This window comes from Hymenobacter siberiensis (assembly GCF_018967865.2).
In the GTDB taxonomy this organism is placed as follows: Bacteria; Bacteroidota; Bacteroidia; order Cytophagales; family Hymenobacteraceae; genus Hymenobacter; species Hymenobacter siberiensis.
Map to the genome: position 1 here is coordinate 1,357,647 of NZ_JAHLZY020000001.1, position 13,562 is coordinate 1,371,208.

Sequence of the window (13,562 nt, forward strand, 5' to 3'; positions counted from 1 at the left end):
CTAAGTAAGATAGTTGCGAAGCGGTGCTTCGCAAATCTACTGAATGCAATGATGCGAACGTTTGCGAAGCACCGCTTCGCAGCTACTGCTCACAAAAAAATCCCCGCCGGACAGGCGGGGATTTTTTTGTGAAGTATCCGGAAAAACTACTTAGCCAGCTTCACTTTCAGGTTTTCGTCCAGCGCGGCCAGGAATTCCTCGGTGTAGAGGTAGTCGCGGCCGTGCTCCACCTTGTTGCCGTGGATGCAGACGGCGAGGTCCTTGGTCATCTTGCCGCTTTCCACGGTTTCGATGCACACGGCTTCCAGGGCGTGGCAGAAGTCGATGAGCTCCTGGTTGCCGTCGAGTTTGCCGCGGAACTCCAGGCCGCGCGTCCAGGCGAAGATGCTGGCGATGGGGTTGGTGCTGGTGGGCTTGCCCTTCTGGTGGTCGCGGTAGTGGCGCGTCACGGTGCCGTGGGCAGCTTCGGCCTCCATCACGGTACCATCGGGGGTGATGAGCACGGAGGTCATCAGGCCGAGCGAGCCGAAGCCCTGGGCCACGGTGTCGCTCTGCACGTCGCCGTCGTAGTTTTTGCAGGCCCACACAAAGTTGCCGTGCCATTTCAGGGCCGAGGCCACCATGTCGTCAATCAGGCGGTGCTCATAGGTGATGCCGGCTTCCTTAAACTTAGCGAGATAGTCCTGCTCGTAAATCTCCTGGAAAATGTCCTTGAAGCGGCCATCGTACTTCTTCAGGATGGTGTTTTTGGTGCTCAGGTACAGCGGCCAGCCCTTGCTCAGGGCCTGGTTGAAGCAGGCGTGGGCAAAGCCCCGGATGCTTTCGTCGGTGTTGTACATGGCCAGGGCCACGCCGTCGCCCTTGAAGTTGTACACTTCAAACGACTGGGTTTCGCCGCCATCCTCGGGCTGGAAGGTGACGGTGAGCTTGCCCTTGCCCTTGGTTACGAAATCGGTGGCGCGGTACTGGTCGCCGAAAGCGTGGCGGCCAATGCAGATGGGGGCCGTCCAGTTGGGTACCAGGCGGGGCACGTTGCTCATTACAATTGGCTCGCGGAAAACGGTGCCGTCCAGGATGTTGCGAATGGTGCCGTTGGGCGATTTCCACATCTGCGTCAGGCCGAACTCGGCCACGCGCTCCTCGTCGGGGGTGATGGTGGCGCACTTGATGCCCACGCCGTACTGCTTGATGGCATTGGCCGAGTCGATGGTGACTTGGTCGTTGGTTTCGTCGCGGTACTCAATGCCAAGGTCGTAGTACTTGATGTCGAGCTCCAGGTAGGGCAGAATCAGCTTGTCTTTGATGAATTTCCAGATGATGCGCGTCATCTCGTCGCCGTCGAGCTCTACTATGGGGTTGGCTACTTTAATTTTGGTCATTCCGCTACGGGATAAAGGTGGAAATGGTGAAATGTTGATAAACAATGGGTTACGATAGGTGTGGAATGCCGGGTAACAACTTTGGCGTTGCGCAGAGGCAGCACCAGCGGTGCCAGCTATTCAGATAATCTTAACCAATAGGAGGCTAAAAATAGGCAGCCCAGGCAGAAACCAGGTTACAGGCCGGAAGCAATTTTTTGCCGGGTAGCACCAGGTGGCCGGATTACTGTTGCCTTGCCCGGCGCAACATGCTGGCTAACTGGGTGTATGGTAGCCGACTGGCTGGGCAAGGCCCCTGCCAGAAGCCCGGGAGAATCGGTTGCGCAGGGAATGGTGGCGCAGGGAATGGTGGCGCAGCCCTGGTACGCCGCGCCGAGTCAGCGAATCTTCCAGCATATTTGCGAATATTTCTCACAAACGATTGTGCAGGCTTGCAAAATGCCCGCCGGCTGTTGCGCTTGCACAAGCATGCACCCGCAAGCCTACCCGGCCAGTGGGGGACAGGCGCGCTGAGGCCGCGGCTTTTTTAGCCCTGCCGACTCGTGTTTCCTATTCCGCGGCTGAAATCCATGGTTCCCGGCCGCTGGCCGTAATATTACCTGCCCCGCCGATTGGCTTCGGCCACTGCCATCATCCTTCCAACCAAAGCTATGTCTATGCCTGCCTCCGCCTCTTTCGGTACCGCCCTCGACGGCACCGAAGTCCAGCTCTTCACCCTCACCAATAAGCAGGGGGCCGCCGCCGCCATCACCAACTACGGCGGCACCCTCGTGGGCCTGCTGATGCCCGACCGGCACGGCAAGCTGGGCGATATGGTGCTCGGTTTCGATGGCGTGCGCGATTACCAGAGCCCGGCGTTCCATGCGGCCAATCCTTACATTGGCGCGCTCATCGGCCGCTACGGCAACCGCATTGCGGGCGGCAAATTCACCATTGCCGGCCAAGCCTACCAGGTGAGCGTGAACAACGGCCCCAACTCGCTGCACGGCGGCCAGGTGGGCTACGACCAGAAAATATGGGACGCCACTCCCGGCACCTCGCCCGATGGCCCCACTCTGACCCTGCACTACCTGAGCAAAGCCGGCGAAGAAGGCTACCCCGGCAACCTCCGCATTACCGTGGTTTATACCCTCACCGATACCAATGCCCTGCGCATTGCCTACACCGCCACCACCGACCACGCCACGCCCATCAACCTCACCAATCACGCTTATTTCAACCTGAGCGCGGGCGTGAGCCCGGACATTATGCAGCACGAGCTGACCCTGCCCGCCAACCGCTACACCGTGGTAGATGCCGACCTGATACCGACCGGCGAGCTGCGCCCGGTGCAGGGCACGCCCTTCGATTTTACCACGCCCCACGCCATTGGGGGGCGCATTGCGCAGGTGCCCGGCGGCTACGACCACAACTGGGTGCTGAACGCTGAAACCGGCCAGCACCCCGCCGCCACCGTGTACGAGCCCGCCTCGGGCCGCACCCTGGCGGTGACCACCGACCAGCCCGGTGTGCAGCTCTACACCGGCAACTTCCTCGATGGCAGCCTGACCGGCAAGGGCGGCACCGTGTACGGCCTGCACGCGGGCTTCTGTCTCGAAACCCAGCACTTCCCCGATTCGCCCAACCAGCCCGGTTTCCCGAACACCATACTGAAGCCGGGCGAAACTTACCGCACCACCAGCACCTATACGTTTGGGGTGCGGGGGTAATGCTGGCTGGCTTGATTGCCGGCAACGGTAAAGGGGCCGGCAACGCGGCCGGCCCCTTTACCGTTGCAAGTACCCAACGTTGTGCTTACCCCCGCGCTTACTTCATGCTTCGTATTTATTCATTTTTGCTGGTTTTACTGCTGGCACTGAGCAGCCGGCCAGCCGCCGGCTATTCCGTGCTGACGCACCAGGCCAACATCGACTCGACCTGGGAGCGCTGCTTGGTGCCGGCCATTCTGAAGCGCTATCCGGGTTCCACGGACGAACAACTGATTGATGCCAAGGCATATGCCTATGGTGGAGCCATTATTCAGGACATGGGCTATTATCCCTTCGGCTCGGTACTGTTCACGAACCTGACGCACTACGTGCGCTCCGGCGATTTCATTCGCAACCTCATTCTCGAATCCCGGGACCTCAACGACTATGCCTTTGCGCTGGGGGCGCTGGCCCACTACTCGGCCGACCTCGATGGGCATGCGGAGGGAACCAACCGGGCCGTGCCGATGGTGTACCCCGAGCTGAAAGCGAAATATGGTAACGTGGTGACCTATGAGCAGGGACCCCAGCAGCACGGGCAGTTGGAGTTTTCGTTTGATGTGGTGCAGCTGGCCAGCGGCAAGTACCACAGCCAGGACTACCACCAGAAAATCGGCTTCAAGGTGAGCAAATCGCCGCTGGAGCGAGCCTTCCTGAAAACCTACGGCCTGGAGTTGGGCCAGGTGATTGTGAACGTGGACTTGAGCATTGCCAGCTACCGTTTTGCCGTGAGCCAGCTTATTCCGACGGCGGCCCGCGCCGCCTGGCACTACAAGCGCAAGGACATTATGAAGCTGAGCCCCAGTGCGCGGCGGCGCGACTACATGGCGCGCAACCACCCCAAGGCGTTCCGCAAGGAATACGGCAAGGAGTACAAGAAGCCCGGTTTTGGGGCGCGCATTATCTCGTATTTCATTCGGGTGCTGCCCAAAATTGGCCCGCTGAAGCCCTTTGCCTTCAAGCTGCCCACGCCGGAAGCGGAGAAAGTTTTCCGGGCCAGCTTCCGCAAGGTGATGGCCAGCTACTGCGTGAACGTGGCCCGCCAGCCCGCCGATACGGCCGCTGCGCCCCTCTCCTTATCCAATGCCGATTTCGATACCGGTAAGCCCACTCACGCCGGCGAGTACGGCAAGGCCGACGAAACCTACGGCGAGTGGCTGCGCAAGCTGGCCGACAAGAAATTCGAAAACCTCAACCCGTTGGCTCGGCAAAACATCCTCGCTTTTTACGGCACCCAGCCCAAAACCCCGGCCTCGGAAGAAGAAAAAGAGGGCAGTAAGCAAAAGGAAACCCACGCCGCCCTGGAAAAGCTTCGGACGCTACACTAAACAGGTTTCGCACTCCCGGATATTGTAGTTCGCGCTACTGGCCGCCGCGCAGCAGCAACTAGTCAAGCAGCAAACCCGACTCATCCTTCAATCCCACGCCCGACAGCTGCCGCCGCAGCGCCTCCCGCAGCAGGTGCAGCAGCCGCGCCGCCGCTGCCGGATAGGCCAGGCCCGCCGGCCGGATATTTGGCACGCAGTTGTGGGCTTCATCGGTAAGGCCTGGCCGGGGCTCGTAGGTGAAGTAGGCCCCGAGGCTATCGGGCGTGCTGAGAAGCTGTCTGAGTTAATTTTGCAAGATGGATACCTCCGCTATTTTGACCCGAAAGCTATATAGCTCAGACCTTTGCGCCGCTTGACCACCAGCAGCGGCTGGAGCCGCTGCTGGTGGTCAAGCGGCGCAGCAAATGGCCGCTGGTGGAAATCGTCAATGCCATTTTGTACGTGCTCAAAAACGGGTGCGTCTGGCGGGACGTACCGGGCGATTTACCGCCCTGGAGCACGGCGTACTGGTACTTTGACAAGTGGGAAGCCGATGGCACCTGGGCGCGGGTAAGCGCCTGTTTGACGGTGAGCAGCCGGGAACACGCCCAAAAAAAGCCTGCCCCACAGCCGTAATACTCGACACGCAAAGCGTCAAAAATACGGCCACGGCCACCGGAGCCACCGTGGGCTTTGACGCGGGCAAGTTGGTCAAGGGGCGTAAACGCCTGGTGCTCACCGACACGCTGGGCCATGTGCTGGCCAGTCGGGTGCTGCCCGCCGATATGGTGGACGGTGCCGCGGCCATTGCTTTTTGGGACGAGGTGGCCGCCACGCACGAACTGCTGGGGGCCGTCCAGGTCGTTTTCGTGGACAGTTCCTTTCACGGCGTTTTCCGCCGGCACCTGGCCCGGCGCTACGGCATCCGGGTCGAGAAACCGGTGCACGTACTGGTGCGGAAAACCAATTTCTGCATCCACGCCTGGCGCTGGATTGTCGAGCGCACGTTCGCGTGGCTCGACATGAACCGGCGCTTGTCCAAAGAATACGACCGAACGTTGCGTCATGCAAATGCCTGGATTGCAATAGTTAACATTCGCAGAACCCTGAAGTTCTGCTAACTCAAACAGCTTCTAAGCGTTGTTTTTCGTTCCTACTATCGTGCGACCCCTGCTGCGCCTGTTCAACAACATGGGCCAGCAGGTGCTCACGCGCAGCCTGCCCGCCACCGCCGGCCGCGCCGTGGAAACTGAGGTTGACGTGCACGGCCTGGCCCCCGGTATCTACAACCTGCGCCTCGACGTGGCGGGCACGCCCATCACGCGCAAGGTGGTGTTTGAATAGCTCGATTGCCTGCTTTGAAACCGGAAAAGAGCCGGCCCGATTGAGTTGGCTCTTTTTGTTTGGTTGGGGAATGGCTGCGGTGTGGCTGGTGCGTAACAGCCGTTTGTAAGAAAGTTAGTGTGTACTTAAACTCCTTCATCATCACGCAGTCTATTGAGTATGAAACCTGTTAACGCATCATTCTTCTACAGCATTATGAAATCAAACGCACCCAAAATTCTGACCTTGCTGCTGCTGGTTGTTCTCTCCGCAACGGTAGTGGGTGTGGCCCGGGGCGGGCGGCACCGCCAGCACGAAGACCGGCCCATTCGCCGCGAAGTCCGGGCCTACTTCCAGGCCAATGTGCTGCCCGTGCTGCAACAGCAGCGCCAGAAGCTGGAACCCCAGCTTACCGCCTCCGACCGCATCCAGCTCGCCACCTACCGTACCCAGCTCAAAGCGCTGAAGGACCAGGGCCAGGCCCTGCGCCGCAGCGTAGCGCCTGCGGGCACGGCTACTCCCGCCACTCGCCCAACCCTCACCGAGGCCCAGCAGAAGCAGGCCCACGACCTGCGCTTCCAGGCCCGGGGCATCATGCTGAACGTGGCCCAGATGGCCCAGAAATACGACGCACCCATAGCTCAGCTCACCCAGGAAGTAGCCCCGCAGAAAGAGAAATAGGCCACTGATATCAAGGCCATCGTGGCCAAAACTGCCACGCCCGAGCAGCAGCAGCGAATGGCTGCCATGCAGGGCCGGAAGCATGAGCGCGGCGGCCTGCGCCGCTTCTTCAAGCCCGCCGCGTTCCTGCTGCTGGACCCCAATGCCCCCGCTGCCAACAAAAATGAACAGGGCGTAGGCAATACCAGCTTCTACCCCAACCCCGCCGCGCCCACCAGCCAGCTCGACTACGACGTGCGCAAAACCGGCCCCGTAACCATCGACCTGCTCGATAAGGACGGCAATAAGCTGCGCACCCTGGTATCGGAAGCCAGCCAGGAAAAGGGCCCGCAAACCCAGCAGCTTGATTTGCACGACGTGCCGGCCGGTACGTATTTCTACAAAATCACCACCAAAGGCGGTACCCAGACCAAGCGCTTTTTAAAGGAATAACCTCACCCCCCGGCCCCCTCTCCCCAAGGAGAGGGGGCCGGGGGGTGAGGTTACGGTGCCTGTACCAGCCCGCCGCTCAGCCGTTGCAGTGCAATTTCGGCCTGCTTGGCCGAGTAGCGGATATCGAGCAGGCGGGTTTCGGCGGCCAACTGGTTGCGTTGGGCTTCGCGCAGGGCCAGGGGCGTGAGCAGGCCCAGGCGGTAGCGCTCCAGGGCAATGCCCACGTTCTGGCGGGCCAGCTGGATGTTGGTTTCCTCTAGTTCGAGCAGTTGGATAAAGTTTTGGTACTGCGCGAAGGCCGTGGCTGCATCGGCATCGAGCTGCAGGTCGGTTTGGGCCAGGCTGAGCTTGCTTTGCTCTTCTACCACGCGGGCGTTCTGCTCCTGCCGGCGGGTATTAAACCCGTTAAAAATTGGCATCGAGGCCGTGATGCCGTAGTTGAGACCCCGCACATTGTTGATGCTGGTGGTGAGGACGGGGCCGGTGGGCAGGTTGATAAACTGTGCATTGTTGATGTTGCGGGTAAGGCCGTAGCCCGTCACCAATCCGATTTGGGGGAAGCGCGAAGCCGTCACCAGCTTGCGGTCGTAGGTGGCCACGTCGGTGCCCAGGCGGGCCTGGGCCAGGCGTGGGTTGTTGGCCTTGATGCTGGCCGTAATCACGTCCTCGCGCAGGTTGCGGGTCACGGTCAGGCTGTCGCCGGGCTCAAAATCGAAGCGCGATGAGCGGCCCAGCAGGTTGTTGAGCGTGATTTTAGCGGCCGTCAGGGCCTGCTGCTGCTGCAGAAACAGGCTGCGGTCGGCGTTGTAGTCCACGCGGGCGGTCAGCACCTCCACTTTGGCGCTCACGCCCACGTCTACCTGCGCCTGGGTGAGGTCGATGCGGGCCTGGCCGACTTTCAGGGCCTCTTCGAGCGAGGTGATTTTGCCGGCCTGCCGCACCACGTCGTAGTAGGCGTTGGCCACGTTTTCCACGGTTTCCTCCACCGTGGCACGGGTTATTTGCTGCTGCTGCTGGCGTAGGGTTTTCAGCCGGTCGTAGGCAACAAACATCCCGAAGCCGTCGAACAGCGTCCAGCCCAGCGTCACGTTCGAGTTCAGCAGGTTCGACGTGCCGCCGTTGATGACGCGGGGCGCATTGTCGCCAATGGTCGAGGTGATGTTGTTTCGGTTGAACGTCCGGGTCAGGTTGCCGTTGATGTTGGGCAGCTGGCCGGCATTGCCCCGGGTCACGTTGTTCTCCGCAATCTGCACATCCTGCCGCGATAGCAGGATGCCGTAGTTGTGCTGCAACGCCTCGGCAATGGCCTGCTGAAGCGACAGCGCGGGGGCCGGAGCCACCGTGGCCGGCCGCGCCAGCTGGTTGGGCCGGGCCGTGGGCACCTGCGCCAGCGCGGAGAAGGGGAGGAGGAGAAGAAGGAATCGAAAAAGTTTCATGCAGGAAATTCAGAACTTCAAACTCCCCTCCTTTTTTAAGGAGGGGATGTTCGGCCGCAGGCCGAACGGGGGTGGTGAAGTCGTTGAACGATGGCCGAACGACGCACTCGGCAGTCATCCAATCATCGTTCAACGATTTCACCACCCCAATTTCCGCTTCGCGGAAATATCCCCTCCTTAAAAAAGGAGGGGAGTTTAAGCAACTACCGCTTCCGGCTCTGCCACTTTCGACTTATGTTTCTTAGCCGTAGCGAAATACGAATACATCACCGGTACCACATACAGCGTGAGGCCCGTGGCAAACAGCAGGCCGCCCACTACGCCAATGCCCATGGCCCGGCGGCTGAGCGCGCCCGCACCCGTGGCAATGGCAATGGGCATAATGCCCAGAATGGCGCACAGCGAAGTCATCAGAATGGGGCGGAAGCGGGCGGTAGCACCCTCAATCAGGCCCGTCATGTAGTCCACGTTGTGCTTCTCGACGCGCTGGTTGGCGAATTCCACGATGAGAATTCCGTTTTTGGTTACCAGGCCAATCAGCATGATGATGCCGATTTGCGAGAACAGGTTCAGCGTTTGGTTGAAATACCACAGGCTGAGCAGCGCGCCGGACAGGGCCAGCGGCACCGTCACCATGATGATAACCGGGTCGCGGAAGCTCTCGAACTGCGCGGCCAGCACCAGGTAAATCAGCACCAGGGCCAGGCCGAAGGCGAAGAGCAATGAGGAGGAGCTTTCTTCAAAGTCGCGGGAAGTGCCCGCCAGCTCGGTGGTGAAGCCATCGTCGAGATTTTTATCGGCAATGGCGCGCATGGCGGCGATGCCGTCGCCCAGGGTTTTGCCGGGGGCCAGCGAGGCCGAGAACGTGGCCGAGTTGTAGCGGTTGAAACGGTAGAGCTGGGGCGGCGTGCTGCTTTCCTCCAGCCGGATTACGTTGTCGAGCTGCACCAGCTCGCCCTTGTCGTTCTTCACCGACAGCAGGCGCACGTCCAGCGGCTGGTTGCGGTCCTCGCGGGCCACCTGGCCAATAATTTGATACTGCTTGCTGTCGCGGATGAAGTAGCCGTAGCGTTGGCCGCTGAGGCCGGCCTGCAGGGTCTGGGCAATGCTTTGGACGGAAATCCCCAGGCTTTGGGCCTTCTCGCGGTCGATGTTGATGCGCAGTTCGGGCTTGTTGAACTTCAGGTTCACATCCACGAACTGGAAGGTGGGGTCCTGGCGGGCCAGGTCCAGAAACTTCGGCACCACTTTGCGCAGCTTCTCAAAGTCTTGGGTTTGCACCACAAACTGCACCGGCAATCCCCCGCCGCCCCCGCCAATGCTCTGGTCCTGCGATACTGAGGTGCGGGCGGCGGGCAGGTTTTTTACGCCCGCGCTCACGGCGTTGGCCACTTGGTCCTGGGTTCCGGTGCGCTGGTCGGCCTCCACCAGAATGATGCGGGCAATGGCCGAGTTCGAACCCCCGGCAAAACCCGGCGAGGTGACCGTGAACACGCTACTTAGGTTTTTAGCGCCAGCCGAGTCCGTGGCCAGCTTGGTAAGCTGGGAAACGTAGCTGTCCATGTACTCAAACGAGGCCCCTTCCGGGCCGGTCGCGTTGACGTTCACGCGGCTGCGGTCTTCCACCGGGGCCAGCTCTGAAGGGATGATTTTCGTGAAGCCCCAGATGCCGCCGCCCGTTATCACTATCATCACCCAGGCCAGCCAGCGGTTGCGCAAAAACGAGCGCAGGCTGCCCTGGTAGGCGTTAATCATGCGCTCAAAAAATGGCTCCGTCGTGCGATAGAACCAATTGTGCGTTTCCTGCCGCTTCAGCAGCTTGGCGCACATCATGGGCGTTAGCGTGAGCGACACGAAGGCCGAAATCAGCACCGAGCCCGCCACCACAATACCAAATTCGCGAAATAATCGCCCCGTGATGCCCGTGAGGAACACCACCGGCAGGAACACCGCCGCCAGCACCACCGTGGTGCTCACCACCGCCACCAGAATTTCCTCGGTGCCTTTAATGGCCGCTTCCTTGGGTTCTTCGCCGTCCTCAATGCGGGAATAGATATTTTCCAGCACCACAATGGCATCGTCCACCACCAGGCCAATGGCCAGCACGATGGCCAGCAGCGTAAGCACGTTGATGGAGAATTTGAGCAGGTACATCACGAAGAAAATACCAATCAGCGACACCGGAATGGCCACCACCGGGATGATGGTGGAGCGCCAGTCGCGCAAGAATAAAAAGATGATAACCACCACTAGCACAAAGGCTTCGATGATGGTATGCTCCACCTCGCTAATGGAATTGCGGATAAATACCGAGTTGTCGATGCCCGCCTGTAGCTTCAAATCCGAGGGCAAATCCTTGCCGTACTGCTTGAGGCGCCGGTTGAACTCGTCGGCAATTTCAATCTGATTGGAGCCCGGCTGGGGCACTACGGCCAGCGCCACGCCCGGCACCCCGTTCACCCGGAAAATGGTCTGGTCGTTTTCCGGGTACAACTCGGCGTAGCCAATATCGGAAAGGCGCACCAGTGAGATGGCATCCTTGCGGATAATCAGGTTGTTGAAGTCATCCACCGAAGTCAGGCGGCCCATGGTGCGCAGCGTGAGCTGGGTGGCCGCGCCCTGCACCGCGCCGCTGGGCAGCTCCACGTTTTCGCGGGTGAGGGCCTGCTGCACATCCACGGGCGACACGCGCAGAGCCGCCAGCTTCACCGGGTCCAGCCACAGGCGCATAGAGTATTTGCGCTCGCCGTACACCCGCACTTCCGATACGCCCGGAATGGTCTGGAGTCGCTCCTTGAGGGTGTTGTTGGCGTAGTCCGTAAGCTCCAGCAGCGTGCGCTTGTTGGAGTTGAGGTAGGTAATGACGATGGGCTGCGAGTCGGCGTTGGCCTTGCTCACGATGGGCGGGTCAATGTCACGCGGCAGGCGGCCCTGCGCCCCCGAAACCTTGTCGCGCACGTCGTTAGCCGCCGTTTCCAGGTTGGAGTCGAGGTCAAATTCCACCGTAATCTGGGTGCGGCCGTCGCGCGAGTTCGACGTCATGTTCTTGATGCCGGCAATGCCGTTCAGCGCTTCCTCCAACGGTTCCGTCACCTGGCTCTGCATCACGTCGGCCGAGGCCCCGGTGTACGTAGCCGATACCGTAATAATGGGCGGGTCCACGCTCGGATACTCCCGAATGCTCAGGTACCGGAACCCAATCACCCCAAAAATGATGATGACCAGGCTCATCACAATGGCGAGCACCGGCCGGTTGATACTAGTGGTGGAAAGACTCATTTGGTTTTTAGCTATAGCGCGATAAACTCCCCTCCTTACCAAGGAGGGGACGTTGTCGCGTCAGCGACAACTGGGGTGGTTATGGGCGTTGCACGGTTCGCGGCCGGTTCGTTAGGCTCTTGTTAGTTACGCCAACCTACTGTTCAACGCCCGCCCTCCGGTGGCACCACCCCCGTCCGAGCCCTTGGCTCGAACATCCCCTCCTTGGTAAGGAGGGGAGTTTGATGTTTAACTACTTAATTACCTTAACCGCGTCGCCCGGCTTCACTTGCAGAATGCCGGTGCGAATAATCGTGTCGCCCACCGCAATGCCTTTGGTAATTTGGATAACCTTGTCGGAGCGGATACCGATTTTCACTTTCTGCGGGACCATTTTGCCGCCCTTCACCGTGTACACATTGTAGCCGCTGGCTTCGGGAATCACGGCTTCGGTGGGCACTTGCAGGGCGCTTTCGCTTTCGCCTAGCTTCAGGTTCACCCGCACGAAGGCGCCGGGGCGTAGCTCGTTGTTGGTGTTGGCAAAGCGGGCGCGCACGGGTTGGGTGCGGCTCACGGGGTCAATCTGCGGGTCGATGGCGTAGACTTTGGCTTTGTAGGTTTTGTTGGTGCTTTCGTCCACTACGTCCACCACGTCGTTCACCCGCACGTTGGCGGCAAAGCGACCGGGCACGGCAAAGTCAATCTTCACGGGCCGCACCTTCGAGAGCGTCGTGATTTCGGCTCCCGGGCTCACGTAGGTGCCCACCGTGGCGGTGGTCAGGCCCAGTACCCCCGCAAAGGGGGCCCGCACGTAGGCCTTGGCCAGCGTGGCGCGCAAGGCCTGCAAGTCGGCCTGCGCCGTCAGCAGCGCGTTGTTCGACTGCTCGTATTCCTGAGCGCTGATGTATTCTTTATCGAGAAGGGTGCGCTGGCGCTTTTCCTGGTCCCGGTACAGCTTGATGTTGTACTGCTGCTTCTGGATGGCGGCCTGGGCCTCGTCGGCGTTGATGCTGAACAACAGCTGGCCCTTGCTTACCGACTGCCCTTCCTTAATATTAAGGCTGGTGATTTTGCCCGACAGCTCGCTTTTGATGATGACGGACTCCTCGGCCAGCACGGAGCCGGTGGCCGCCACCTGGTCGGTGAGGTTGGTGGCAGCCACCACATATACCTGCACCGGCGTCAGCGGGCCATTGCTGCCCGGCGCGCCTTTGCCCGCGCTGCCTTTGCCACCGCCTTTTTTGTCGCCGCCCGCGTTGCTGGGGAAATACTTGACTTTGGCCCAGGCGATGCCGCCGATAATCAACGCCGCTATCAACCAGCCCAACCAGCCGCGCTTGCCCGTCGGGGCCGGCTGGGGCGTGGGTTCAGGGGCCAGGGGCGGGGGAGTAGTGGTGGTGGTATCCCAGGTTTTGGGTGGGGTAGCAGTGATGGTTTCCAATGACATAGTATGCAGGAACGTGCGGCAGTAGGCAGATGTTTGAGGACGGCCATCCGGCCGCCGGGTTGGGCGCGGGCGCAACGCCCGGGCCTCGGCGCGCCCGAAAAGACATAGTGCAAATTTCAGCTAAAAGGTTGCGTGCCCCGCTCGGAAATAGACGTAAGCTGGCATCACCCTGACCGAAACTATCTTCGTCCCGATGAAACCATCAGCCCCCGCCGCGCCCGAGCCGCGCAATTTTTTTCAGGATGTGCACGAAGTGGTGCGCCTCATTCCGGCCGGCCGGGTGAGCACCTACGGCACCATTGCGCACTACCTCGGGGGGCGCCACGGAGCCCGCACCGTGGGCTACGCCATGATGGCCGCCCACACCGCCGACCAGTACGTACCCGCTCACCGCGTAGTCAACCGCCTGGGCCACCTCACCGGCCGCCTGCACTTTGCCACGCCCACCGCCATGCAGGAAGCCCTGGAAGCCGAAGGCGTGCGCGTAGACATCGACCGCTTACCGGATTTCGACAAGCTGCTCTGGGACCCCGCCGTGGAGCTGGCGTAGC

12 protein-coding genes and 1 pseudogene are annotated in these 13,562 nt (G+C 60.7%); 8 read left to right on the plus strand and 5 right to left on the minus strand.

What is annotated here, in order from left to right; translation table 11 throughout:
* Positions 1-146 precede the first annotated feature (146 nt).
* A complete protein-coding gene (locus tag KQ659_RS05975) occupies positions 147-1,379 on the minus strand; it encodes an isocitrate dehydrogenase (NADP(+)) (RefSeq protein ID WP_216689753.1) in 1,233 nt (410 codons plus the stop codon).
* 656 nt (positions 1,380-2,035) lie between these two features.
* Between KQ659_RS05975 and KQ659_RS05980 the strand changes: the two genes are divergently transcribed.
* Together KQ659_RS05980 and KQ659_RS05985 are read left to right on the plus strand one after the other, a co-directional pair.
* On the plus strand, positions 2,036-3,088 hold the full coding sequence (locus KQ659_RS05980) for an aldose epimerase family protein (protein WP_216689751.1): 1,053 nt from the start codon (positions 2,036-2,038) through the stop codon (positions 3,086-3,088).
* A 104-nt stretch (positions 3,089-3,192) separates the two neighbouring features.
* A complete protein-coding gene (locus tag KQ659_RS05985) occupies positions 3,193-4,455 on the plus strand; it encodes a zinc dependent phospholipase C family protein (RefSeq protein WP_216689749.1) in 1,263 nt (420 codons plus the stop codon).
* A 58-nt stretch (positions 4,456-4,513) separates the two neighbouring features.
* On the opposite strand, the pseudogene KQ659_RS05990 reads toward KQ659_RS05985, so the two are convergent.
* Positions 4,514-4,714, minus strand: a pseudogene (locus KQ659_RS05990) (ethanolamine ammonia-lyase light chain EutC); the annotation flags it as partial.
* A 155-nt stretch (positions 4,715-4,869) separates the two neighbouring features.
* Here KQ659_RS05990 and KQ659_RS22060 point away from each other — a divergent pair.
* The 5 genes from KQ659_RS22060 to KQ659_RS06015 all read left to right on the plus strand — a co-directional run bounded on the left by KQ659_RS22060 (position 4,870) and on the right by KQ659_RS06015 (position 6,870).
* A complete protein-coding gene (locus KQ659_RS22060) occupies positions 4,870-5,070 on the plus strand; it encodes a transposase (protein WP_408610772.1) in 201 nt (66 codons plus the stop codon).
* The gene (locus KQ659_RS06000) at positions 4,977-5,555 is read left to right on the plus strand and encodes a transposase (RefSeq protein ID WP_216689745.1); all 579 of its coding nucleotides are present in this window, start codon (positions 4,977-4,979) and stop codon (positions 5,553-5,555) included. Before KQ659_RS22060 ends, KQ659_RS06000 begins: the two co-directional genes overlap by 94 nt.
* A 40-nt stretch (positions 5,556-5,595) precedes the next feature.
* On the plus strand, positions 5,596-5,778 hold the full coding sequence (locus KQ659_RS06005; protein ID WP_216689743.1) for a T9SS type A sorting domain-containing protein: 183 nt from the start codon (positions 5,596-5,598) through the stop codon (positions 5,776-5,778).
* Positions 5,779-5,973: 195 nt separating this feature from the next.
* Positions 5,974-6,438, plus strand: a complete 465-nt coding sequence (locus KQ659_RS06010; RefSeq protein WP_216689742.1) for a hypothetical protein — start codon at positions 5,974-5,976, stop codon at positions 6,436-6,438.
* Positions 6,439-6,459: 21 nt separating this feature from the next.
* The gene (locus tag KQ659_RS06015; protein ID WP_216689741.1) at positions 6,460-6,870 is read left to right on the plus strand and encodes a T9SS type A sorting domain-containing protein; all 411 of its coding nucleotides are present in this window, start codon (positions 6,460-6,462) and stop codon (positions 6,868-6,870) included.
* A gap of 50 nt (positions 6,871-6,920) precedes the next feature.
* Here the strand turns inward: KQ659_RS06015 and KQ659_RS06020 are convergent, their stop codons facing one another.
* From KQ659_RS06020 to KQ659_RS06030, 3 genes are all read right to left on the minus strand, one after another.
* Positions 6,921-8,306 carry a TolC family protein gene (locus tag KQ659_RS06020; protein ID WP_216689739.1) on the minus strand — a complete coding sequence of 462 codons (1,386 nt, stop codon included), beginning with the start codon at positions 8,304-8,306 and terminating at the stop codon, positions 6,921-6,923.
* A 195-nt stretch (positions 8,307-8,501) separates the two neighbouring features.
* Positions 8,502-11,585 carry an efflux RND transporter permease subunit gene (locus KQ659_RS06025; protein WP_216689738.1) on the minus strand — a complete coding sequence of 1,028 codons (3,084 nt, stop codon included), beginning with the start codon at positions 11,583-11,585 and terminating at the stop codon, positions 8,502-8,504.
* A gap of 232 nt (positions 11,586-11,817) precedes the next feature.
* On the minus strand, positions 11,818-13,011 hold the full coding sequence (locus KQ659_RS06030; RefSeq protein ID WP_216689737.1) for an efflux RND transporter periplasmic adaptor subunit: 1,194 nt from the start codon (positions 13,009-13,011) through the stop codon (positions 11,818-11,820).
* A 193-nt stretch (positions 13,012-13,204) separates the two neighbouring features.
* Here KQ659_RS06030 and KQ659_RS06035 point away from each other — a divergent pair, with 193 nt between their 5' ends.
* The gene (locus KQ659_RS06035; RefSeq protein WP_216689735.1) at positions 13,205-13,561 is read left to right on the plus strand and encodes an MGMT family protein; all 357 of its coding nucleotides are present in this window, start codon (positions 13,205-13,207) and stop codon (positions 13,559-13,561) included.
* Position 13,562 lies beyond the last annotated feature (1 nt).